Source organism: Flavobacterium sp. Leaf82 (assembly GCF_001422725.1).
Classification (GTDB): domain Bacteria; phylum Bacteroidota; class Bacteroidia; order Flavobacteriales; family Flavobacteriaceae; genus Flavobacterium.
This window is the reverse complement of sequence record NZ_LMMA01000003.1, coordinates 62,053-85,117: the sequence shown is the minus strand read 5'-3', so window position 1 is coordinate 85,117 and position 23,065 is coordinate 62,053. Positions and strand designations below refer to the sequence as shown.

Here is a 23,065-nt window from a genome sequence, read left to right as displayed (position 1 = left end):
AAAAAATAAAATTTTAGAAATGAAAATAATTAAAAATATATTGGCGGGAGCATTACTACTTTTTAGTAGTATGCTTTTTGCCCAACAAGAAAGTCTTTTGACAACATACCGTTATCATATGAACATTGTCAATCCGGCCTATGCAGGTGTTAACGGAGAAACTGTTTTAGTGAGCACAATTCGTCAGCAATGGACCGGGATTAAAGATGCGCCACAAACGCAGGCAGTTTCTTTCGGTACATCTGTAGGAAGTAATCTGGGCTTAGGTGTTTCTATGGTTTATGATAAAACATTTATCGAAAAACAAACACAATTAGGAATTGATTTTTCGTATAAACTTCAGGTAGGAGCACTTACTGATTTGTATTTAGGAGTAAAAGCCGGAGGTAATTTCTACAATGTAAATACTTCAGGACTTGAAACCTACTCGCCTCAGTCAGATCCTGCTTTGGTTACTATAAACCAATTTAATCCAAACGTAGGTATTGGAGCTTTATTAAAGAATGAAAAGTTTTTCGTATCCCTTTCTGTCCCAAGAATGTTAAATACTGAACGTGCAAAAAATAAAGACGGCTACACATCTGTCGCTACAGACAGAGCGCATATTTATTTAAGCAGTGGTTATGATTATGATTTTGAAACTGCTACACAGTTGGTGCTAAAACCATCATTTATGATGCGATATGTTAATGGTGCGCCACTTTCTGTAGATATTAATTTAATGCTTCAAATAGAAAAATTCCTTGAAGTAGGAGGAAGCTATAGAGTTAATAATGCTTATGCTGCAATAGCAGGTTTAACTATTAGTGAGCGTTTAATGCTTGGTTACGCTTACGAAACCGGAATTGGCAGTGCAATTGCAAGTGCTAAAAACTCAAATGAATTTTTTCTTCGCTTTAAATTTTAATAAATCCCCAATTAGATAAAATTATTCAGCGAGGATTAGTTTTATTTTTATTTTGAGTAGTAAAAAAGAGGACATCTATTATAGATGTCCTCTTTTGATTTTATAATAATAGTGAAAATTAAATTCAATCTATTTTCTTCAAAACTTCTTTGGCAACAGCTTTATAAGCAGCTGAATGATCTGCATAATCTTTGTTTAATATGATTTGTAATTCAGGATGAATCCAGTCATAATGATTTCCTAAAACATACAAAGTTCGTATCGAATATGCCTTTGTGGCAACTTTTACATCATTTATCAGCCAGTCAAAAGAAGCCTCAATACAATCTTGCAGATTTTCTTCAGAAAGTAAAATGCTGTTTTCGTTTTTCTTATAATGTGATTTTACCAAAAGCTGAACCACTTTTGCAATTGGTCTTATAGAACTTTCATCTTTTAAAACTTTTAGATTAGAACAAAAAAAATCAAGATGAGGTTGCAGCCAGATTAATTCTTCGTAAGATACAAACTCTAAAATCCAACAAGCTTTATGATTGTTTTTGTTTAAAGGAGAAAAACAAATAGAGATTAACTCATCAAATAAATATTGATTTTCCAAAACATCTTGCGCCGCCATAAGTCGATTTTCGCGGTAAGCATTTACATAATCCAGTTTTGTTTGTAATTCAGATGCCATCTTTTTAGTTTTACTACACATCTAAAATAAGTAATTTAATGAGATAGTTCCATAATAATTTATTGGTAAACCCGGATAATAATATCGGGGACTTGCGTTTCCAACTGCAACAGCATTAGGCAAAATCATCGAAGCATATTTTTCATCAGTAACATTATTAATTCCAAAAGCCAGATTTGTAGTTAAATCAGGCAGAATTTCAAAACGATAACCTGTTTTTAGATTGATAATATGATAAGAATCTGAATAAGCAGAATTGGCATCGTTCATCGGGATTTTATCTGTAAACTGAAAATCACCTGATAAATAGATTCCTAAAGAAGTATTTAAAATCAATCCGGCATTTATTTTATTCGCTGCAACGCCAGTTAGTTTATTTCCGGAATAATCATTTCCGTTATCGACAAAATCTTTAAATTCATATTTACCTATAGAAGCACCAACAAAAGAATTCAAACTAAAAAAACGATTGATTGACCAATTGTGTTTTGCAGAAATTTCGATTCCTTCATGAAAAGTTTTACCTGCATTTACACCTTCATATTGATCGTCGCCAATTCGTTTAGCTACCAATAAATCTTTTATTTCAATTCGATAAACTGCAAATTCCGTATAAAGATTTTTATTGAAGAAATAGAATTTTCCTCCCGCTTCAAAATTATAACCACTTTCTGGTTTTATATCCGGATTTATGTTTCCTGTACTTGTAAGAGTTTCTTCGGTAGCCGGTAATGAGAATCCGCGACTTGCTGAAAAATATAAGGTTTGCTCTTGATTGGGTTTGAAAAGAAAAGATAATTGTGGAGAAAAAATTCCGTCATAACTGTACTTTTCAGTTGCCGTTTTGGCAGGAAGAAAGTTTGTTAGTTCAAAATGAGTTTCATTATAATTCAATCCCGCCTGAATTTCAAATTGATCAGAAAGTAAAGTCCTTATTTGAGAAAATATATTGTAGAAATGTCTTTTCTGATCCGTTTCAGTAAGTTGATTTCCTTGTAAACTTCCTTGCCCATTATTTGTTTTGTATAAATTTTCGAAAGTATTTCCGTTATAACTATCCGTAAAATATTCGATTCCGGCAATAAATTGGTTTTCAGTTTTTCCTATTTTAAAGTTTCCTGAAAATTGCGTTCTTCCGCCAGTTCCAAAAGTATATTGACGTAAAACATCAAAAGGTCTTGGTTCATTACTATCCTTATAATTAACAAATACAGAAGTTGAGTTATTCAGATGATCATTAATTTTAAAATCATAAGCTAATCCAGCGAGTGTAGATTTGTATTCTTTAAATCCTTTTGAAGCAACCCAGGTTGGAGCTCCCAATTTTGGATTAGAATCAAAAACTTCTTTAGTTATAGAACTCGGGATGTAAGCTTTTAAATAAGTATAATTCGAAAAATAAGTAACCTTGCTGTTTTCTTTTCTGAATAATTCTCCGGCCAGCGTAACACCTTCACGTTTGTACGAACTGTTTTCTCGCCAGCCATCAGTTTTTAAATTATGATAACTTAAATTCACGCTTGAACTTTTATTATTCAAACTATAATTTAAGCTATTCTTTAATAATCCAAACGAACCAAAAACGCTGCTTACACTTGCGTTTTCTCCGTTTGTTTTAGAAAGTTGAGGTGAAATTAAAATTGCACCACCCAAACCTGCGCCATAAATACTCGAAAGAGGTCCTTTGATTATTTCGATTTGACCAATATTTTCAAGGTCAATATCATCAATTACCGTTTCGCTGTTTCCTGAAGTTAGCGGAATACTGCCATAAAAAGCCCTGATTTTATTGGTGCCGTATGGAGATCTTGCCCCAATCCCGCGAATCGAAATTCGGGTTGTCGTAAAATTAGAAGATTGCATAAAAACTCCCGGAATCGTATTGATTACGGTACTAATATCTGTGGCATTGTTTTGTAAAAGCTCTTTTTTAGATAAAATCCCAATAGAAGCCGGTGTGTTCTGTAATCTGTTATTAATATGAAGCGGACTAATAATTACTTCGTCCAGTTTTTGTGTTTTTACAGAATCAATAGTTTTGTTTTCCTTTTCCTGTGCTTCTATGTTTTGGAAATATAAAAACATAAAAAAGAGAAAACAATATTTTTTTAAAATCATAAAGGAGTTTGTTGGATAGTTTTTCTTTGGAAAAAATTAACCGAAAAGAACTGAGATTAAACACAATTTTGTCATTTAGGCGAAGGAAAAATCACACTCGGGATTCGACAAAGATTGGCGATTGTGAATGCGGAGTTTCTAGTGTGATTTCTCCTTCGTCGAAATGACAAAAAAACTAAATCTTAGCGTTCATTAGGGTAAAAATTAATTTGTATTTAATTTACTTTTTAGCACTAACCTTCCAAATCGTGTTCCCGCTATCATCATTAACCAAAAGAGATCCGTCTGGAGTAACGGTTACGGCAACTGGTCGTCCATAAACTTCGGCTTTATCAGTATTAGAGATAAAACCAGTTAAAAAGTCTTCTGGTTTTCCTGAAGGTTTTCCGTTTGCAAAAGGAACGAAAACTACTTTATAACCTGATATTTTAGCACGGTTCCAGGAACCATGTTGACCTACAAAAATTCCGTTTTTGTATTTTGAAGGAAAAGCATCCTTAGTATAAAAAGCCAATCCCAGAGAAGCAGTATGGGCACCAACGGGAACATCCGGAACAATCGATTTTGCAGCTAAATCTTTTCGTTCACCTTTCATTCTTGGATCCAAAATATTTCCGTAATAAGAGTAAGGCCAGCCGTAGAAACCATCTCTTTTTACACTTGTTACATAATCAGGCACAAGATCATCGCCTAATTCATCGCGTTCGTTAACCGCTGTCCAAAGTTCCTTATTTACCGGATTCCAATCCATTCCAACAGGATTTCTAAGTCCGGCAGCATAAATTTTTTCGCCGGTTCCGTCAGGATTAATTTCAAGAATGTCAGCACGACGAACTTCTTTATCCATTCCGTTTTCGCCAACATTACTTCCTGAACCCACAGAAACATAAATTTTTGTTCCTTCAGGATTTGCAATTATATTTCTTGTCCAGTGATTATTATATCCGCCGGCAGGAAGTTCGAGAATTTTGGTTCCTTGCGTTTCTAATTTCAACGGATTGTTTTTATAAGGATATCTATATAATCCATCTGTATTAGCGATGTAGAAAAAGTCTTTTAAAACCAGCATTCCAAAAGGTTTGTTCAAATCCTTTATAAAAACTTCTCGTGTTTCAAATTTTCCGTCCTTGTCTTTATCACGCAATACCGTAATTTGATTTTTGCTTGCTCTTGTACCGCTTTCTACCACAAAAATATCATTGTTTGGTGCAATATAAGTCCAACGCGGATTCTGGAAACCATCTGCAAATTTGGTAACCGTAAAACCTTCAGGCGCTGTTGGCGTTTTTCCTTCAGTCCAGCCAATAACCTTGCTATTGTTTGTTTTAGATTCTGTCGCATAAGGCGGAGGCAATGTCAGATCGCCAATAGCAGTTTTTACAACCGTATTGGGTTGTTTTGCCAGAGCTTCTTTTTCTTCTTTTTTTACCTGTCCGTTGCAGGCAGTTAATATTGCTAATAAGGATATTGAAAATATTTGCGCCGTAGTCTTCATTTGTATTCGGGGTTAATGGTTTATAGTACAACAATTTACTAAATTTAAAAATAGTTGCAAGAAAAGATTTGTAAATATTAAGTGATATTTAACATTCTCAAAAAAATATGTGTCCAGCCTATTTTGATACTTACAGTTTAGTTCTAATTCTGTATCTTTGCCCATTATTTTAAACATAAAAATAATGATACAACTTCACGATAAACAATTTGTTCCGTTTATTTCGGCCAAAGAAATTGATTTTGCTTTAACTAAATTAGTTGCACAAGTAGAAGATGATTTTGGCGACGATACCCCAATTTTTATTGGTGTTTTGAATGGTGCATTTATGGTCGTTGCTGATTTTCTTAAGAAATATAAAAGTCCTTGTGAGGTTTCATTTATCAAAATGGCATCATATGAAGGAACTGAAACTACCAATACCGTAAAAGAATTAATTGGTATTAATCAGGATTTATCAGGCAGAACCGTAATTATCATAGAAGATATTATCGATACCGGAAACACAATCGAAGAATTGAAACATTTATTTAAAGCACAAAATGTAAAGCATTTTAAAGTTGCTACATTGTTTTTTAAACCGGAGGCGTATAAAAAAGATATTAAAATAGATTATATCGGAATCAGGATTCCAAATAAATTCATCGTTGGTTACGGATTAGATTACGATGGTTTAGGCAGAAACTTATCCGAAGTATATAAATTGGCAGAATAATTAAACACACACAACTATATATTCATTTAAAACTTCTTATAAAAAACAGAAGTAACAACACTCACTCATATTATGATTAATATTGTTTTATTTGGAAAGCCGGGAGCAGGAAAAGGAACTCAGGCAGAATTTTTAAAAGAAAAATACAAATTAACACATCTTTCAACAGGAGATATTTTTCGTTTTAATTTAAAAAATGATACAGATTTAGGTAAAAAAGCAAGAGTTTTTATGGACAATGGAGAATTGGTTCCTTGCGAAGTTACAACAGCAATGTTAATAGATGAAGTAAACAAACATCCGGATACGGCTGGTTTTTTGTTCGACGGTTATCCAAGAACTTTAGATCAGGCAGAAGCACTGGATAAATTTTTACCAACAATAGGGTCAAGTGTTACAGCAACAATTGCATTAGAAGCTGATGATGAAATTCTGGTAGCGCGTCTATTAGAAAGAGGAAAAACAAGTGGGAGAGTTGATGATCAGGACGAAGAGAAAATTCGTGTGAGATATCAGGAATATAATGAGAAAACGGCTCCACTTATAGGATATTATAAAGAACAAAACAAGTTTTATGCCGTAAATGGTATTGGAACTATTGAAGAAATTACAGAGCGATTAACGTCAGTTATAGATAATTTGTAGAAGCTTTTTCCAGCTGTACGTTACAAGTCCTCGCTAAAAAAACTATTTTTCTATACCTTAAAACGAGCTTCCTCCGGTCGCTGTTTTCTGGCAAGAAAAATTAGTTTTTTTAGCTCTGGGCTTTTCTCTTCCATCTGGGCTATAACATTTAGGTTACAAATTACATTTAACGAACAAGTCAATAACGAATAAACCACAAATTGGAAATACTAATAATATTTTTTCTAATACTACTAAACGGAGTTTTCTCCATGTCTGAAATTGCCCTTATTTCAGCAAGAAAAAATAGACTCGAAACTGCCGCAAAAAAAGGAAATAAAAGTGCTAAGATAGCGCTCGATTTAGCCAATTCGCCAAATAAGTTTTTATCTACAGTACAAATCGGTATAACCCTTATCGGGATTTTAACCGGTATTTATAGTGGGGACAAAATCACAGTAGATGTTGAAACATTTGTAAGCGGATTTGCAGTTTTAAAACCATACGCGCATTCAGTAGCTGTAGGGATTGTAGTTGTAGTGCTTACATTTTTCTCATTAGTTCTGGGAGAATTATTGCCAAAACGAATCGGATTAAATTATCCGGAATCGATTGCAAAAATGGTGGCAATGCCAATGAAGATTATTTCGATTATTACGGCGCCATTTATTTGGCTGCTTACTACATCTACAGATTTTTTACTAAATGTTTTGCAAATTAAACCTTCAGCTGACGGAAAAGTTACTGAAGAGGAAATTAAAGCAATCATAAAAGAAGGAACTGAAGGTGGAGAAGTTCAGGAAATCGAACAAGACATTGTAGAACGTGTCTTTCATATTGGTGACAGAAAAGTAAATTCTTTAATGACGCACCGTAAATCAGTAGACATGTTGCCTTTTACTGCTGATAAAGCAAAAATAAAAGAACTTGTCCTCATGGATTTACACACTGTTTATCCGGTTTACAGAGATAATTATGATGATATTGTTGGAATCGTAACCTTAAAAAATATTTTCGCAAATATCGAAAGTGATCATTTTGATCTGGGAGCAATAATGACAGATCCTCCTTATTTAATGGAGCAGACAACAGCATACAAAGCACTTGAGAATTTTAAGAAAACTGGCGTTCACTATGCGTTAGTATCTGATGAATATGGTGTTTTTCAAGGAATTATTACTTTAAATGATATTCTCGAAGCTTTAGTTGGAGACGCATCTGATTTTTATAAAGATGAATTTCAATTGATAGAAAGAGAAGATGGTTCGTGGCTGGTAGACGGGCATTATTCATTACACGATTTTCTAACGTATTTTGAGTTAGACGAATTGACAAATGATTATGAAGTAAATACCGTAAGCGGAATGATTATGACTGAACTTTCTCATATCCCGAAAGAAGGTGAAAAATTAATCTGGCAAAAATTTGTGTTAGAAGTCATTGATATGGATGGCGTAAAGATTGACAAAGTGTTGGTGAAAACACTTAAAGAGTAAAGAAAATAAAATAGTTTTCAGTCTCAGTTTTTAGTCGCAGTTTGCACTGAAAACTGAGACTGCGACTGAACACTAAAAAAAATGACAGAAGGAAATTTTGTAGATTACGTTAAGATATATGTTTCATCCGGTAAAGGAGGGAAAGGATCTACGCATTTACATAGAGAGAAATTTATTGAAAAAGGAGGCCCGGACGGTGGTGATGGTGGTCGCGGTGGACACGTATATTTAGTTGGAAATAAAGGTCTTTGGACATTGTTTCATTTAAAATTTGCGCGTCACATAAAAGCTGGTCACGGTGGAGATGGAGGAGGAGATCGTAGCACAGGTGCTGATGGAGATGATAAATTTATCGAAGTACCTTTAGGGACTGTCGTAAAAGATAAAGAAACCGGAGAAACATTATTTGAAATTACCGAAGACGGTGAAAAAAGAATCCTTTCTAAAGGTGGAAAAGGCGGATTAGGAAACTGGCATTTTAGAAGTTCAACCAATCAAACGCCAAGATACGCACAACCAGGTTTACCAGGAGTTGAAATGGATGTGATTCTGGAGCTTAAAGTTCTGGCAGATGTTGGATTGGTAGGTTTTCCAAATGCTGGAAAATCAACCTTATTATCTGTATTGACTTCAGCAAAACCAAAAATTGCTGATTATCCTTTTACAACCTTAAAACCAAACCTTGGAATTGTCGCTTACAGAGATTTTCAATCTTTTGTAATTGCTGATATTCCGGGAATTATTGAAGGTGCAGCAGAAGGAAAAGGTTTAGGACATTATTTCCTGCGTCATATCGAACGTAACTCAACATTGTTGTTTTTAGTTCCCGTTGATACACCGGATATTAAAGGAGAATATGATATTTTGGTAAACGAATTAACCAAATATAATCCTGAAATGTTAGATAAAGAACGTTTGTTGGTAATCTCAAAATGTGATATGCTGGACGACGAACTTAAGGCAGAATTGAAAACTGAATTAGATGTTGCTTTCAAGGATATTCCGTACATGTTTATTTCATCAGTTGCCCAACAAGGTTTGACTGATCTTAAAGATAAGCTTTGGAAAATGCTAAACGAGTAAATCATCTCAATAAATATAAAACCCGGCAATTATTAATTGTCGGGTTTTTTGTTTTTAAACGAAAAAAACAAAATTGTTTCGGCTTAATTATTAGATTGAAACTAAAGAATTACAATCCGAAATTTTTAGAAATTCCAATATTAAATGATTTTCCAAAATCGAAATTAAAACGCTCTTGTCTTGGAGCATTATGACCATCTACATTATCGTAGTTGATTCCTCCGATAGAGAAATTTAAAGCAAGACCTTTTTTAACATTAATAGATAAGTTAGGAGTAAAAGAAGCATACATACCTTTGGCATCATTTACAGAGTAGGTTTGATAACCCGTTCCCAAATCTGAATAGAAAGCAAAAGTGTCAGTAAGTGGCATAATGTAACGTAGAAAACCACCTATTTTATATCTTTCAGTTTTTGCTAATCCGTCAGTATCCACATTTTGAATCGATCCTTCAACACCGGCACCCCAATTATTTGCAAATTGATATCCTACTCTGGGAGCAAACTCGAAATTGTTTGATTTAGAATCTCCAATTTTTTCTGATGAGTAACCTACGTTTCCTCCTAAAAAGATTGAACCTTTTTGTGCGTTTGATACAGTTGCTACAAATAGAACAATAAGTAATAATAATTTTTTCATTTTGTTTAAATTAAATAGTGAATGCAAACTTATGAAATTAATATTTGTAAGAAATGGTTTATTTTTAATGTTTTATTTAAGAAGTGTATTTTTACAATTAAAAGAAAGTTATAACATGTTTTATTATTTTAATTTTACATTTTAAGAGTTTAATGAATTGGTTTATTAGTAATTTTTGATGTATTTTCTTCTTTATTAAATTGTGAATTTCGTAAAATTGTATTAAAATTGATATCTTCAATTTTGGTTTTGATTGTTTGATTGGTCTTTTGTTGCGAAAATGACCTATATTCGCGCTAATTAAACAAAAAATAGCATGAAAAAAGTAGTTTTATTCTTAACCATGTGCTTAATGGCTTTTCCTGTAAAAGCTGATGAGGGAATGTGGTTTTTGATGTTTATCGAAAGATTGAACCATAGAGATATGGAAAAAATGGGCTTACAGTTAACAGCCGAAGAAATTTATAGTATTAATCACCATAGTTTAAAAGATGCTATTGTACAATTTAACGGAGGTTGTACGGCTGAGATCGTTTCTAAAAACGGATTAGTGTTAACCAATCACCATTGTGGATATGATGCAATTGCTGAACTTTCTACGGCAGAACAAAATTATTTAAAAGATGGTTTCTGGGCAAAAGAAAAAAGTGCTGAGATGAAACCAAAATCGTTATACGTTCGTTTCTTTGTTCGTATGGATGATGTTTCTAAAAGAATTCTATCAAAAGTAAATGATCAAATGACAGAAACTGAAAGAAATAAAATCATTCAGCAAGAAATCAATTTGATTGAGAAAGAAAATAATGAAGGAGGAAAATATACCGTTTCTGTTCGTCCTTTCTTTCAGGGAAATGAATATTACTATTTCGTTTACCAGGATTATACAGATGTTCGTTTAGTAGGAACGCCACCTGAAAGTGTTGGTAAATTTGGTGGAGATACGGATAACTGGGAATGGCCACGTCAAACTGGAGATTTCTCTATGTTTAGAGTATATGCTGATAAAGACGGAAATCCTGCAGAATATTCAAAAAACAATGTGCCTTTGCAGCCTAAACATTACTTACCAGTAAGTATTAAAGGAGTTAAAGAGAATGATTTTGCAATGATTTTAGGATATCCCGGAAGAACAAACCGTTGGATGCCAGCTGGCGGAATCGAACAAAACATAAAATTTGCTTATCCTGCATGGGTTGAAGGTGCTAAAACCGGAATGGATGTAATGAAAAAATATATGGACAAAGATGCAACGGTTCGTTTGCAATATGCGTCTAAATATGCTTCGACAGCAAATTACTGGAAAAACCGTCAGGGAATGATTGATGCTTTAACAAAAGCCGGAACGGTTGATGTTAAAACAGCACAAGAAGATAAGTTTTATGAGTGGGCTACTAAACCGGCGAATAAAGAAAAATACGAAAATGTAATTCCTACTATTAACGATTATTACAGACAAACGAATTTAAAAGCGACGCACGATAACTATTTATCGCAACTTTTACGTACTTCAGCTTATGCAGCGGGACCTTCAAATCTAGGAAACGCTTTAATTGCTTACTATAGTGAAAATGATGCTAAGAAAGCAGAGATGTTGCCTAAGATTAATGCATTGATCGATAACATTTATGGTGAATTTTATGCGCCACTTGAAAAAGATGTATTAATTGCACAATTGAATTTGTACACTTCTAAAGGAGCTGAATATGGTTTAGGTACACAAATTACCAAAATGAAATCAGAAAATAATGGTGATTTTACTGCTGATGTTACAAAAGCAACAGAGATAAGTTATTTTACCACTAAAGAAAAAGTATTAGCATTTATGGCTAATCCTAAACCATTAGCAATTGTACACGATCCTTTGTATATTATTTCTAATGATTTGATGACAAAATACCGTGCAAAAACAGAGGATCAGATTAAATCTGATGATAGCTTTGCAACAGCATATCGCGAATTGGTTGAAGGTTTAAGAGAATCAAAATTAAATGCGATTAAATATCCTGATGCTAACTCAACTTTGAGACTTACTTACGGAAAAGTTCGTGCTTTGCCTGCAGATCCGCGTAATGATGCTAAAATAAACAATTATACGACCATGGAAAGTATGGTTAAAAAGTATAAAGCCGGAGATCAGGAATTTGATTTACCAGCTCGTTTATTAGAATTAAACAAAGCAAAAGATTACGGACAGTATGCTGATAAAGATGGATATATGCCGGTAAACTTTTTAACAGATAATGATATTACAGGAGGAAACTCAGGTTCGCCGGTTCTTAACGGAAAAGGAGAATTAATAGGGATTGCTTTTGACGGAAATATCGAGGCTATGGCTGGAGATGTTATTTTTGATCCTAAATTGCAAAGAACAATTAACGTAGATATTCGTTATGTACTTTGGATTATTGACAAATACGCCGGAGCTAAAAATATTATTGATGAATTGACTATTGCAAAATAGTTTTATTGATTCTTAAAATTAAACCCGACAGATTTAAATCTGTCGGGTTTTTTTATGTTTAAAAATGGGCTTTTGTCTTACTCAATAGAGAACTGGTTTTTAATAAAGGTTAGAAAGGTGATAAAATAATTTTTGAACAATTACTAATTTATGGATAAAACCAAATGAGACATTTTATTTCCTTATTTTTGAGACATGAAAAAGCTACTATTCTTTTTTTTGTTGATGCCCATTTTAATATGGTCGCAATCGAATTTTGAAAAAGGCGAGAAGTTATTTCACTCCAAAAAATATGAAGAGGCGCAAGTTCTTTTCGAGGGAGTTTTAAAAACAAAACCTTCGGATATTAAAACAATTGAATATTTGGGAGAAATTGCAGCACATCAAAAAGCTTGGGTAAAAGGAGCTGAATATTTTAAAAAACTAAAAGAATTAAAACCTACAGAAGCGGATTATTTTTTTAAATACGGTGGCTGTCTGGCGATGAGAGCTACAGAAGTAAATAAAATAAAAGCTTTTACGATGGTAGATGATATGAAACAAGCCTTTGAAAAAGCAATTGTTCTCAATCCGAAACACGTACAGGCAAGATGGGCTTTGATCGAAATATATTTGCAATTACCCGGCATTTTAGGCGGAAGTGAATCGAAAGCTATTGCCTATTCCAACGAATTAGCACAATTTTCACCAGTTGATGGCTATTTGTCGCGAGGCAGGATCGAAGAATATTTTAAGAGATATACATTGGCGGAGAAAAATTATTTGAAAGCCAATGAAATTGGTAAATCAAAAGTTACATTTCAAAAATTATATAATTTATATTTGAATAAATTAAAAGAGCCTAAAAAGGCACAGGAATTGAAAAGAAAATTTGAGTCATAATAATCAAATCTCATACCGAAACTTCGGGATAAAAAATTGGAATTTTAAATGAAAACACATTTCATCGCCATAGGCGGAAGTGCCATGCACAATTTAGCATTAGCATTGCATAACAAAGGATATCAGGTTACAGGTAGTGATGATGCAATTTTTGAACCATCAAAATCAAGATTAGAAAAAAAGGGAATTTTACCTGCTGAGTTAGGTTGGTTTCCTGAAAAAATCACTGCTGATATTGATGCTATAATTCTTGGAATGCACGCAAAAGCTGATAATCCGGAATTGTTGAAAGCGCAAGAATTAGGTTTGAAAATTTATTCATATCCTGAGTTTTTATACGAGCAGTCTAAAAATAAAACGCGTGTTGTAATTGGAGGTTCTCACGGAAAAACAACTATTACTTCGATGATTTTGCACGTTATGCATTATCATAATATTGAAGTTGATTATATGGTAGGAGCACAGCTTGAAGGTTTTGATACGATGGTGCATCTTACGGAAGAAAATGATTTTATGGTTCTGGAGGGTGATGAGTATTTATCTTCTCCTATAGACAGACGACCAAAATTTCATTTATACCAGCCTAATATTGCTTTAATTTCTGGAATTGCCTGGGATCACATTAATGTTTTTCCTACGTATGAAAATTATGTTGAGCAATTCGAAATTTTTATTGCCAAAATCACTAATGGCGGAATCTTAGTTTATAACGAAGATGACTCTGAAGTGAAACGTGTTGCAGAAGCAGCTACAAACCCAATTCGCAAGTTGGCTTACACCACTCCAAAATATACGGTAAGTGACGGCGTAACATTATTAGAAACTCCGGAAGGCGATATGCCAATTGAAGTTTTTGGCGGACATAATTTAAATAATCTTGCGGGAGCAAAATGGATTTGCCAAAACATGGGCGTTGATGAAGCTGATTTCTATGAAGCTATTGCCAGTTTTAAAGGTGCATCTAAGCGTTTAGAAAAAATAGCCGAAGGAAAAGGTAAAGTTGCTTATAAAGATTTTGCACATTCACCAAGTAAAGTAGCAGCAACTACAAAAGCGGTGAAAGAGCAATATCCAAACAGAACTTTAGTTGCCTGTTTAGAATTGCATACTTATAGTAGTTTGAATGCCGAATTTCTTAAAGAATATGAAGGCGCATTAGAATATGCAGATGTTGCGGTTGTTTTCTATTCACCGGATGCTGTAAAAATTAAACAATTAGAGGAAGTGACTTACGAGCAAATTGCAACGGCTTTTAATCGTGAAGATTTAATAATTTATACAAATCCAACTGAATTTAAAGAATATTTATTCAATTTAAATTTGGATAATTCTGCTTTATTATTAATGAGTTCAGGAAATTACGGTGGATTAAACTTTGATGAAGTAAAAGGATTGATTAATTAAAAAATTAATTAATTTGATAATGAGATAATGTGCCAATTGCAATTTTGTAATTGGCATTTTTTTTGAAATACTATTTCATTATTTATGAGTGATTTTTCTTATTTTTAAATATATTAGCCTTTTAGAATATAGTAAATGAAAGCGAAAATAAATGTTGTAAAAACAACAAGCGAAAATCCGGATTTTATATCCCTGATCAAAATATTTGATACCTTTTTATGGGAACGTTATCCTGAACTCAAAAAGGATTATTGGGGTAATAACATAATAGAATTTAATGCAAATGTAGTTTTGGTTTACTTAGATGGAAAAGCCGTTGCAAGTGGTTGCTTTAAAAAATACAATGAAGATACAGTAGAGCTAAAACGAATGTTTGTTTCGCCAGAAGCAAGAGGTTTAGGATTGGCTCAATTAGTGATTAAAGAGCTCGAAGAAGAGGCAAAGAATCAAGGTTTTTTACGTATGATTCTGGAAACCCTCTACAAACAAATTGAAGCAATAAGTTTATATGAAAAAGTTGGGTTTTTAATTGTTGATAATTATGAGCCCTACATAGGTTTATCAAATAGTATTTGCATGAGCAAGACTATTAAGACATTTCAATAATGAGTACAACTTACATAGCAATCTCTGACTGGTCTGAAGAAGATCGTCCGCGCGAAAAATTGATGACCAAAGGTAAAGAGGCGTTGAGCAATGCTGAATTGATTGCTATACTTATTGGTTCCGGAAGCCGAAATGAATCTGCAGTTGATTTAAGCAGGCGTATTTTGGCAAGTGTGAATGATAATTTACATGCTCTGTCAAAGTTATCTATTTTGCAATTAATGAATTTTAAAGGAATTGGAGATGCCAAGGCAATTACAATTATAGCAGCTTTAGAATTAGGCCGCAGAAGAAGATCAGAGGACGCTTCTAAATTAGGAAAAATTACTTCCAGCAAAATTGTTTTCGAGATTATGCAGCCTATTATTGGAGAATTACCACATGAAGAATTTTGGGTGCTTTTTCTTAATAATTCTAATAAAGTAATTTCTAAATCTAAATTGAGTAAAGGAGGGATTACAGGAACAATTGTTGATGTTCGTATTGTTTTTAAATTAGCTATCGAAAATGGTGCTACCGGGCTGATTTTATGTCACAATCATCCTTCAGGTAATTTAAAACCAAGCGAAGCTGATAAAGAGATAACAAGAAAACTAAAAACATCAGGGGATGTTTTAGATGTTAAAGTTTTAGATCATTTGATTATTACTGAAACAAAATATTATAGTTTTGTAGATGAAGGAATTTTTTAGCTTATGTATACCACAATTACCGATGTTTTTTTTGATTTAGATCACACACTTTGGGATTTTGATAAAAACTCAGAGATGGCTTTTGATCGAATTTTTAAAAGTAAATTTCCCGAAGTTAAAATACAAGAATTTATAGTCAAATATGCTCCTATAAATCAGGAATGCTGGAAGTTATATCAACATGATAAAATTACACATTTAGAACTGCGTTATAATAGATTAAAGTTTTCTTTTGATGCCTTAAATTTTAGGATTTCAGATGAAGATATTAATCAGATTTCAGAAGATTATATTGAGTTCTTAACAGATAACAATCACCTTTTTGATGGCGCAATTGAGGTTCTGGAATATTTAAAACCAAAATATAAATTGCACATTATTACAAATGGTTTTGCTAATGTTCAGGATAAGAAAATCAATAACGCCTTACTTTCAGGTTATTTTGATACCATAACAAATTCTGAGCTCGCGGGTGTAAAAAAGCCAAATAGTATTATCTTTGATTATGCTCTAAATGCCGCCAAAGCTTCAAAGGCGAATAGCATAATGATTGGCGATTGCCTGGATGCAGATGTGAACGGAGCATTAAATGCCGGTTTAGACGCTATTTTTTTTAATGATAAAAAAATTCAGGCTCCGGAAAATATAAAACAAGTAAACCATTTATTAGAACTAAAAAAATATTTATAATTATGAGAATTAAATTTTTGTTGATTGCGCTTCTTGTTTCAGTTATTGGGTTTTCTCAATCTGTTAATGATTATAAAGGAGTTATTGTGCCTTTGAAATATGATTTTCTTAAGACAGAAAACCAATATAGAATGTCAACAATGACTAAGGCAAATTTAAATAAAGCCGGTTTTCAGGCTTTTTATGGCAATGAAGAACTTCCTGCTGGTTTTGGTGATCGTTGTGATCTTTTGTATGTTGATGTAAAAAAGGAAAGCGGCTTTTTGATCACTAAACTTTTTTTAGAATTTAAAGATTGCTACGGTAAAGTTATTTACACATCGGATATAGGAAAAAGCAAAGAGAAAGATTATGAAACAGCTTACAGAGAATGTCTTGATTTGGCATTTGTTTCAGTAAATGCTTTGCATTATAAATACAACGGAAAAAGTTTTAATTCTGGCAAAAATACAGCGACAACTGTTCCTGTAACAACTCAAGCTGTTGCTGCAACTGTTTCAGCTCCGGTTGCTGATATGAAAGATCCTAATTTATTATATGCACAGCCAACAGAAAACGGATATCAGTTAATCGACAAAACGCCTAAAGTGATAATGAAGTTGCTAAAAACGTCACGTCCTGATTCATTTATCGCTATAAAAGATGGTATTCAGGGATCATTAAACTCAAAAGACAATCAATGGTTTTTTGAATATTATAAAAATGATCAATTAGTTTCTGAAAAAGTATCAGTAAAATTCTAAAAATATAATAAGGTTTTAATAACCATATTTATCTTTCCAACGGTTCTTTAAAAATTCACGATTGCTGTTCTCTCTAGAATTGCTTCCTGGATTATAAAGAACCGTTTCTTTTATAGCATCCGGTAAAAATTCCTGCTCTGCAAAATTATTTGCATAATCATGGGAATATTTGTATTCGTCACCATATCCTAATTCCTTCATAAGCTTCGTTGGTGCATTTCTTAAATGTATAGGAACTGGTAAATCGCCGGTTTGTTTTACCAATTGCTGGGCATTTCCTATTGCCATATAAGACGCATTACTTTTTGGAGAAGTTGCCAGGTAAATAGCGCACTGACTTAATATAATACGGCTTTCCGGATATCCAATAGTAGTTACGGCCTGAAATGTATTATTTGCCATGATAAATGCTGTAGGATTTGCGTTTCCAATATCCTCACTTGATAAAATCAGCATTCTTCTGGCAATAAATTTAACATCTTCACCGCCTTCGATCATTCTTGCTAACCAGTAAACAGCTCCATTTGGATCGCTGCCACGAATCGATTTTATAAATGCCGAAACAATATCGTAATGCTGCTCGCCACTTTTGTCATATAATACCGTATTTTGTTGAACTAATTCAAAAACACGATCATTTGTAATAATGATTTCATCACCTGATGAAGCATTTATTACAAGTTCAAAAATATTCAATAATTTTCGGCCATCTCCGCCAGAAAGTCGGAGTAGAGCTTCTGTTTCCTTAAGGATAATGTTTTTTGTGGCGAGATAAGTATCTGTTTTCATCGCACGATGTAATAACGCTTCTAAATCGGCTTTTGTAAAAGCATTTAAGATATAAACTTGACAACGTGACAATAGTGCAGGAATAACTTCAAAACTCGGATTCTCGGTTGTTGCACCAATAAGAGTAATCCATCCTTTTTCGACTGCTGCTAAAAGTGAATCCTGCTGGGATTTACTGAATCTGTGAATCTCATCAATAAATAAAATAGGATTTTTTGCCGTAAATAGTCCGCCGCTTTGTTTGGCTTTTTCAATTACATCACGAATGTCTTTAACACCTGAGTTTATTGCGCTTAGAATATAAAAAGGACGTTTTGATTCCTGGGCAATAATTTGAGCAAGGGTTGTTTTTCCTGTTCCCGGTGGACCCCAAAAAATCAATGACGGAATAATTCCTTTCGAAATTTGTTGCGTTAACGAACCGTTTGGTCCAACCAAATGACTCTGACTAATGTAATCTTCTAATTGCTGTGGGCGAATACGCTCGGCTAAAGGTGCTTCCATTTTGTAAAATTACTATTTTCAATTTTAATTTTATAGTTTTAAAGGGTTACAAATCATAACAAAGGATATAAGCAGTTAGCTGACAAATTATCAGTAAATTGTAATTGGATAGTTTTTTGATGACAAATAATTTCTTTAGACTATTAAACATGAATGATAATCATTTTAAATTTTCAAATGCAGTAATCGGACTTCCTGTATTTTTTGTGCTTTTTTTGTGGATTATCTATTGGGTTCAAATCCGATTCGATTTTGATTTTTATCAGAATGGTATTTATCCTCGTGATTTTTCAGGATTGCAAGGTGTTTTATTTAGTCCGTTTATTCATGAAAACTTAGATCATTTATATAATAACTCGATTCCGCTTTTGGTTTTATTGGCAGCTTTGCAATTCTTTTATCCCAAACAATCCTTTTCTGTAATTGTTTTCGGAATATTATTTTCAGGTTTGATAACCTGGGTTATTGGTAGGGAAAATTATCATATTGGCGCCAGTGGTTTAATTTATGTTTTAGTAAGTTTTATTTTCTTTAAAGGTATTCAAACTGGTTATTATCGATTAGTGGCACTTTCATTTTCGGTAGTACTACTTTATGGCGGAATGATCTGGTATGTTTTTCCGGATGTCGACAAAACAATTTCCTGGGAAGGACATTTGGCTGGCTTTATTACTGGATTTGCGATGTCATTAATTTATAAAGCACCTGAATATGCTAAACCTATAGTTTACGATTGGCAAAAGCCAGATTTTAATCCGGAAGATGATGCTTTTATGAAGCATTTTGATGAAAACGGAAACTTTGTAAATACGGAAATTCCTGAAGATATATCGGAAGATTTATTACCTTATTTTTATTCTAATCTATTAGTTAATTATACTGTAACGAAAACAGAATCAGATGATAAAGTAAAAGGCTCTAATGGCGATTGATTTAAAATCACTATTTTTGTTAGTGTTTTTAATTTGATTTTTATGAGAAAAGTAACCTTTAGAATTTTATTTTTATCAGTCTTAATTAGTTTTAAATTGCTGGCACAGTGCGAACTGAAGAATAGAGTACTTGCTGATGGTACAATGATGTATTATTTTGATCCAGCTGATTTTTATATAACAAAATCAAAATCATTGAAGATCAATATCGTAACAGATAAAGAACATTATTTTGTGGCCTTGCAACCATCACCTTTTCCGCCTAAAAAAGAAGGAAAAAAAATCAAAGATGATTTAATCATTCATCTCGCTAATAAAAAACAATATAAATTAAGTCATTATGATACACAATACAGGCATAATGATTCGATTATGCAAGTACTTTATTTAATAGATGAAAAAGACTTAGTTGCTTTTTCTAAGTTTGAAGCTGTAGTTGCAGAAATTAATATGGAAGGGACGGAGTTTGTGCGTGACTATACTTTTAAATTGCATAAAGATGCTATAGTAAAACAATTGGCCTGTTTATTAAAGGAAGATAAATAGAAATGCTAATCTTCATTAATAATTTCATTTTTATGAAATAACTTTTTATTAAGATTTTTAAATAAGTTGTTAAAAGTGACAGTTAATGATGCCGCATTCACAATTTGATTATGCTCATCTCTTGGCAAATATTCATTTGCATAAGTTAATTCTACCTGTACATCATCTGTAAATAAATAACCGGCACCAAGATTTAATCTATTTCTGTCAAAGAAGCTAAGTCCTGTTACTTTTGTTCCTGATTTAAAAAACAATTCATCTGAAGCGATTACGTAAACAACACCTTCCCGTAAAATTTTACTGTTTATAGGTTTTAAATATTTTATTTGTTGACGATATCGTAAAACATTATCATAGTTGCCATCTTCATTTCGCATGTGCCTCAATTCCATTCTCATTCTGGTGCTTAAGGTATAGCCAGTTTTATGAAAATAATAAATTCCCTGCAATGCAAACCTTATTTCCGGAGATTTAAACTGACCAATTTCCGGTACATCTTTGTTGTAGTTGTAAGCTAAAAAAGAAGAGAATTTCCATCTGGGAGAGTAGTAATAATGTCCCCAAGCCCTAATAGATCTTTGTATGTTTTGTTGAAAGATATTAGAAGAAGATTCAGTGCTGCTATAAGCTGCACCTAGGTTTACTTCAGTCGACCATTTTTCATTAATAGTTTGGTTGAATTGAATCTCATTCCAAAATTGATTATAAGTAGTGTTTTGGCCATAGTTAATACTTGTAATTAAAAATATTACAAGTATTAAACTAATTTTTTCAAGTGATATGTTTTGGACAGGTTTTAAAGACATCAATAATCATATTTGTTTGTCACCTTACTTCCTTGATCTATCTAACTTCTTTGGCGAACAGCCTCATATAAAAATGCTCCACAAGCTACAGAAACGTTTAAAGATCCTATTGAGCCAAACATTGGTAGTTTTGCTTTTTCGTCAACGATTTTAAGAACAGAAGGATTTATTCCTCTATCTTCAGATCCCATGATAATGGCTACAGGTTCGTTTAGTGTAACGTCATATATATTCTGATCTGTTTTTTCAGTTGCTGCAACAGTTTTAATTCCCGAACCCTGAAGATAAAAAATAGCATCTTTAATATGTTCAACTTTACATATTGGCACATTAAATACGGCTCCGGCAGATGTTTTAACCGTATCTCCGTTTACTGGTGCAGATCCTGCTTTTTGAACAATAATTCCGTTTACGCCAGTACATTCTGCAGTTCTTATGATTGCTCCAAAATTACGTGCATCAGAAATCTGATCTAATATTAAAAATAATGGTTTTGAACCAAAAGCGATTGTTGATTCAACTAAATGTTCTAATTCTATAAAACCAATAGGGGAGATGGTTGCAACTGCTCCCTGATGATTATTTGGTGTTAGGCGATTTAGTTTTTCTACAGGTACATATGAAAAATTAATGTTAGCGCGTTTCATCACTTTCATTAAATCTTTCATTAATTCTCCAGAAATTTCTTTTTGTATAAATACTTTATCAACTTCTTTTCCTGCTTGAATTGCTTCTATAATGGCTCTAATTCCAAATATTTGATGTTCTTTTTCCATGGGACAAATATAGGTATAATGTTTATATAAAAAAAAACCACTCTGAATGAACAGAGTGGTTTAATATATTTATTCGAGATAAAATTAGTCTTTATCCCACCATAATTTAGTTGTTACATTACTAACTACTGTAGCGTTAGCGTTGTATTGTCTTTCTTCAACCGGAGTTGGAAGTCTTACAGGGATTGTCTTTGTATTAGACAATTGATTTGGAATCAAAGCTGGGAATCCAGTTCTTCTGTAGTCATTAAATGGCTCCATAGTCAAGAAAAGTGCTAAATACTTTTGTTGGATAATGTTAGCTAAATCAACAGTTGCAGTTGCAGTAGCTAAGAAAGCTGGAGTTGCAGCTGTTCCTGTAACTTTAAGTACTGATGCAGCTACTGCTTGTTGTAAAGCAGGTTGAGCATTTTGATTTAGTCTTAATTTAGCTTCAGCCTCAATGAATTTAGCTTCAGCGTAAGTAACCATACCTACTGGTGTATCTTGTAATGCATAAGCAGATCCAATATAAGAAGTAGTAAGGGTTTCTTGATCTTCTGCTGCGTTTCCGCTGTAATCTTCATCCTCGTCTTCTGCAATTGAGAATTCTAACCTAGGATCAGATGAATTTTTCAATTGGTCAACAAAATATTTCCCTACTTTTAAGTAGTTTTCGCGGTTACCATTGTTGAAAGCATACCATTGATTCCATCCATTTGCAGTTCCTGGAAAATATGTATTAGCATCATCAGCATTTGATGAAATTCCTGATTGAGTAATGTAAGTTAATGCTTTTTGTGCAGCTCCAGAGTCAACTTGAGACAATCTCAAAGCATATCTTGCTTTTAATACATAAGCAATTTTAATCCATTTTTTAGTATCACCTTTAAAGATAAAGTCATCTTCTTTAGGAGTTGAAAGATTGCTAGCGGCAGGTTTTTGTAAATTTACAATAGCCTCATCTAAAATACTTTGAAGTCTTTGATAAATTTGTTCCTGAGTATTGTATTTTGGAGCTTTGATTCCTTCTTCAGCTCTAAAAGCTTCATCATAAGGAACATCTCCCCACATGTCAGTAGCATATCCTAAATTCAATGCTGTTAACACTTGTCCAATTCCATTATAGTATGGGTAATTAGCAGCGAAATCACGATTTAAAATGTGACCACTCATTAAAGTAGTACCATAAACAGTATTCCATTCGTTGGTTACATCATTTTCAGTAATAACGTATCTAGAAATAGGTCCCATTTGTCCAACATCTGTACCAGCCAATTGTTGAGTAAAGATACCAGAGTTTCTAATTAGACCGCTTGTGTGCGTAGAAAAGGTAGAAACTTCCATAGCTGCCAACAATAAAGAAGGTGTTGTAGTTATTGGATTATTCGGGTTTTCATTAAAGGTGTCTAATTCTGTCTGACAGCCAGCTAGTAAGCTAATACTAAGCGCTGATAGAATTATACTTTTTATATATTTTTTCATTTTCAATTATTTTTAG

At 33.0% G+C, this 23,065-nt stretch carries 22 protein-coding genes; 14 read left to right on the top strand and 8 right to left on the bottom strand.

The genetic code is table 11. The annotated features are described in order from the left end of the window. Positions 1-19 precede the first annotated feature (19 nt). Entirely contained in the window at positions 20-907 is an 888-nt protein-coding gene (locus ASF10_RS04635; protein ID WP_056246040.1) for a type IX secretion system membrane protein PorP/SprF, read from the top strand. Positions 908-1,031: 124 nt separating this feature from the next. On the opposite strand, the gene ASF10_RS04630 is transcribed toward ASF10_RS04635, so the two are convergent. The 3 genes from ASF10_RS04630 to ASF10_RS04620 form a co-directional block, all read right to left on the bottom strand. After that, positions 1,032-1,583, bottom strand: coding sequence for a hypothetical protein (locus ASF10_RS04630; RefSeq protein ID WP_056246036.1), 552 nt, complete (start codon positions 1,581-1,583; stop codon positions 1,032-1,034). Positions 1,584-1,604: 21 nt separating this feature from the next. Further along, positions 1,605-3,701, bottom strand: coding sequence for a TonB-dependent receptor (locus tag ASF10_RS04625; RefSeq protein ID WP_056246033.1), 2,097 nt, complete (start codon positions 3,699-3,701; stop codon positions 1,605-1,607). A gap of 220 nt (positions 3,702-3,921) precedes the next feature. After that, entirely contained in the window at positions 3,922-5,196 is a 1,275-nt protein-coding gene (locus ASF10_RS04620; protein ID WP_056246028.1) for a PQQ-dependent sugar dehydrogenase, read from the bottom strand. 184 nt (positions 5,197-5,380) lie between these two features. Here ASF10_RS04620 and hpt point away from each other — a divergent pair, with 184 nt between their 5' ends. The 4 genes from hpt (at position 5,381) to obgE (ending at position 9,114) form a co-directional block, all read left to right on the top strand. Beyond that, complete coding sequence (gene hpt, locus ASF10_RS24490) at positions 5,381-5,911, top strand: hypoxanthine phosphoribosyltransferase (RefSeq protein ID WP_056246025.1); 531 nt, start codon at positions 5,381-5,383, stop codon at positions 5,909-5,911. Positions 5,912-5,983: 72 nt separating this feature from the next. Further along, complete coding sequence (locus tag ASF10_RS24485) at positions 5,984-6,556, top strand: adenylate kinase (RefSeq protein ID WP_056246022.1); 573 nt, start codon at positions 5,984-5,986, stop codon at positions 6,554-6,556. 200 nt (positions 6,557-6,756) lie between these two features. Further along, positions 6,757-8,031, top strand: a complete 1,275-nt coding sequence (locus ASF10_RS04605; RefSeq protein WP_082421223.1) for a hemolysin family protein — start codon at positions 6,757-6,759, stop codon at positions 8,029-8,031. A gap of 81 nt (positions 8,032-8,112) precedes the next feature. After that, a complete protein-coding gene (gene obgE, locus ASF10_RS04600; RefSeq protein WP_026982977.1) occupies positions 8,113-9,114 on the top strand; it encodes a GTPase ObgE in 1,002 nt (333 codons plus the stop codon). A 109-nt stretch (positions 9,115-9,223) separates the two neighbouring features. Here obgE and ASF10_RS04595 read toward each other — a convergent pair whose 3' ends face one another. Beyond that, positions 9,224-9,754 (bottom strand): outer membrane beta-barrel protein, encoded by a 531-nt coding sequence (locus ASF10_RS04595; protein WP_056246017.1) that lies wholly within the window; start codon positions 9,752-9,754, stop codon positions 9,224-9,226. 316 nt (positions 9,755-10,070) lie between these two features. On the opposite strand from ASF10_RS04595, the gene ASF10_RS04590 reads away from it, so the two are divergent. The 7 genes from ASF10_RS04590 to ASF10_RS04560 all read left to right on the top strand — a co-directional run bounded on the left by ASF10_RS04590 (position 10,071) and on the right by ASF10_RS04560 (position 17,232). Beyond that, positions 10,071-12,215 carry a S46 family peptidase gene (locus tag ASF10_RS04590; RefSeq protein WP_056246014.1) on the top strand — a complete coding sequence of 715 codons (2,145 nt, stop codon included), beginning with the start codon at positions 10,071-10,073 and terminating at the stop codon, positions 12,213-12,215. Positions 12,216-12,410: 195 nt separating this feature from the next. After that, positions 12,411-13,097: a tetratricopeptide repeat protein gene (locus ASF10_RS04585; protein ID WP_056246012.1), complete on the top strand. Its 687-nt coding sequence runs from the start codon at positions 12,411-12,413 to the stop codon at positions 13,095-13,097. A 48-nt stretch (positions 13,098-13,145) separates the two neighbouring features. Further along, a complete protein-coding gene (locus tag ASF10_RS04580) occupies positions 13,146-14,501 on the top strand; it encodes a UDP-N-acetylmuramate--L-alanine ligase (protein WP_056246009.1) in 1,356 nt (451 codons plus the stop codon). A 135-nt stretch (positions 14,502-14,636) separates the two neighbouring features. Beyond that, positions 14,637-15,107 (top strand): GNAT family N-acetyltransferase, encoded by a 471-nt coding sequence (locus tag ASF10_RS04575; protein ID WP_056246006.1) that lies wholly within the window; start codon positions 14,637-14,639, stop codon positions 15,105-15,107. Further along, positions 15,107-15,799, top strand: coding sequence for a RadC family protein (gene radC / locus ASF10_RS04570; RefSeq protein WP_056246003.1), 693 nt, complete (start codon positions 15,107-15,109; stop codon positions 15,797-15,799). Before ASF10_RS04575 ends, radC begins: the two co-directional genes overlap by 1 nt. Positions 15,800-15,802: 3 nt before the next feature. Then, entirely contained in the window at positions 15,803-16,489 is a 687-nt protein-coding gene (locus tag ASF10_RS04565) for a YjjG family noncanonical pyrimidine nucleotidase (RefSeq protein ID WP_056246000.1), read from the top strand. A 2-nt stretch (positions 16,490-16,491) separates the two neighbouring features. Then, positions 16,492-17,232: a hypothetical protein gene (locus ASF10_RS04560; RefSeq protein WP_056245997.1), complete on the top strand. Its 741-nt coding sequence runs from the start codon at positions 16,492-16,494 to the stop codon at positions 17,230-17,232. 15 nt (positions 17,233-17,247) lie between these two features. Here the strand turns inward: ASF10_RS04560 and ASF10_RS04555 are convergent, their stop codons facing one another. Further along, on the bottom strand, positions 17,248-18,525 hold the full coding sequence (locus tag ASF10_RS04555; protein WP_056245994.1) for a replication-associated recombination protein A: 1,278 nt from the start codon (positions 18,523-18,525) through the stop codon (positions 17,248-17,250). Positions 18,526-18,674: 149 nt separating this feature from the next. Between ASF10_RS04555 and ASF10_RS04550 the strand changes: the two genes are divergently transcribed. After that, the gene (locus ASF10_RS04550; protein ID WP_056245990.1) at positions 18,675-19,457 is read left to right on the top strand and encodes a rhomboid family intramembrane serine protease; all 783 of its coding nucleotides are present in this window, start codon (positions 18,675-18,677) and stop codon (positions 19,455-19,457) included. A gap of 42 nt (positions 19,458-19,499) precedes the next feature. Then, positions 19,500-20,003 (top strand): hypothetical protein, encoded by a 504-nt coding sequence (locus tag ASF10_RS04545; RefSeq protein WP_056245988.1) that lies wholly within the window; start codon positions 19,500-19,502, stop codon positions 20,001-20,003. 5 nt (positions 20,004-20,008) lie between these two features. On the opposite strand, the gene ASF10_RS04540 is transcribed toward ASF10_RS04545, so the two are convergent. The 3 genes from ASF10_RS04540 to ASF10_RS04530 form a co-directional block, all read right to left on the bottom strand. After that, the gene (locus ASF10_RS04540) at positions 20,009-20,809 is read right to left on the bottom strand and encodes a DUF2490 domain-containing protein (protein ID WP_056245986.1); all 801 of its coding nucleotides are present in this window, start codon (positions 20,807-20,809) and stop codon (positions 20,009-20,011) included. Between the two features lie 41 nt (positions 20,810-20,850). After that, positions 20,851-21,585, bottom strand: a complete 735-nt coding sequence (rlmB, locus tag ASF10_RS04535) for a 23S rRNA (guanosine(2251)-2'-O)-methyltransferase RlmB (protein WP_056245983.1) — start codon at positions 21,583-21,585, stop codon at positions 20,851-20,853. Between the two features lie 84 nt (positions 21,586-21,669). Then, positions 21,670-23,049 (bottom strand): SusD/RagB family nutrient-binding outer membrane lipoprotein, encoded by a 1,380-nt coding sequence (locus ASF10_RS04530; RefSeq protein ID WP_056245980.1) that lies wholly within the window; start codon positions 23,047-23,049, stop codon positions 21,670-21,672. Positions 23,050-23,065: the final 16 nt, after the last annotated feature.

What these genes read in the sequence shown, in the direction of transcription:
- ASF10_RS04635 (WP_056246040.1), top strand. Translation starts at nt 20, where the DNA reads ATGAAAATAATTAAAAATATATTGGCGGGAGCATTACTACTTTTTAGT.
- ASF10_RS04630 (WP_056246036.1), bottom strand. Translation starts at nt 1,583, where the DNA reads ATGGCATCTGAATTACAAACAAAACTGGATTATGTAAATGCTTACCGC.
- ASF10_RS04625 (WP_056246033.1), bottom strand. Translation starts at nt 3,701, where the DNA reads ATGATTTTAAAAAAATATTGTTTTCTCTTTTTTATGTTTTTATATTTC.
- ASF10_RS04620 (WP_056246028.1), bottom strand. Translation starts at nt 5,196, where the DNA reads ATGAAGACTACGGCGCAAATATTTTCAATATCCTTATTAGCAATATTA.
- hpt (WP_056246025.1), top strand. Translation starts at nt 5,381, where the DNA reads ATGATACAACTTCACGATAAACAATTTGTTCCGTTTATTTCGGCCAAA.
- ASF10_RS24485 (WP_056246022.1), top strand. Translation starts at nt 5,984, where the DNA reads ATGATTAATATTGTTTTATTTGGAAAGCCGGGAGCAGGAAAAGGAACT.
- obgE (WP_026982977.1), top strand. Translation starts at nt 8,113, where the DNA reads ATGACAGAAGGAAATTTTGTAGATTACGTTAAGATATATGTTTCATCC.
- ASF10_RS04595 (WP_056246017.1), bottom strand. Translation starts at nt 9,754, where the DNA reads ATGAAAAAATTATTATTACTTATTGTTCTATTTGTAGCAACTGTATCA.
- ASF10_RS04590 (WP_056246014.1), top strand. Translation starts at nt 10,071, where the DNA reads ATGAAAAAAGTAGTTTTATTCTTAACCATGTGCTTAATGGCTTTTCCT.
- ASF10_RS04585 (WP_056246012.1), top strand. Translation starts at nt 12,411, where the DNA reads ATGAAAAAGCTACTATTCTTTTTTTTGTTGATGCCCATTTTAATATGG.
- ASF10_RS04580 (WP_056246009.1), top strand. Translation starts at nt 13,146, where the DNA reads ATGAAAACACATTTCATCGCCATAGGCGGAAGTGCCATGCACAATTTA.
- ASF10_RS04575 (WP_056246006.1), top strand. Translation starts at nt 14,637, where the DNA reads ATGAAAGCGAAAATAAATGTTGTAAAAACAACAAGCGAAAATCCGGAT.
- radC (WP_056246003.1), top strand. Translation starts at nt 15,107, where the DNA reads ATGAGTACAACTTACATAGCAATCTCTGACTGGTCTGAAGAAGATCGT.
- ASF10_RS04565 (WP_056246000.1), top strand. Translation starts at nt 15,803, where the DNA reads ATGTATACCACAATTACCGATGTTTTTTTTGATTTAGATCACACACTT.
- ASF10_RS04560 (WP_056245997.1), top strand. Translation starts at nt 16,492, where the DNA reads ATGAGAATTAAATTTTTGTTGATTGCGCTTCTTGTTTCAGTTATTGGG.
- ASF10_RS04555 (WP_056245994.1), bottom strand. Translation starts at nt 18,525, where the DNA reads ATGGAAGCACCTTTAGCCGAGCGTATTCGCCCACAGCAATTAGAAGAT.
- ASF10_RS04550 (WP_056245990.1), top strand. Translation starts at nt 18,675, where the DNA reads ATGAATGATAATCATTTTAAATTTTCAAATGCAGTAATCGGACTTCCT.
- ASF10_RS04545 (WP_056245988.1), top strand. Translation starts at nt 19,500, where the DNA reads ATGAGAAAAGTAACCTTTAGAATTTTATTTTTATCAGTCTTAATTAGT.
- ASF10_RS04540 (WP_056245986.1), bottom strand. Translation starts at nt 20,809, where the DNA reads ATGTCTTTAAAACCTGTCCAAAACATATCACTTGAAAAAATTAGTTTA.
- rlmB (WP_056245983.1), bottom strand. Translation starts at nt 21,585, where the DNA reads ATGGAAAAAGAACATCAAATATTTGGAATTAGAGCCATTATAGAAGCA.
- ASF10_RS04530 (WP_056245980.1), bottom strand. Translation starts at nt 23,049, where the DNA reads ATGAAAAAATATATAAAAAGTATAATTCTATCAGCGCTTAGTATTAGC.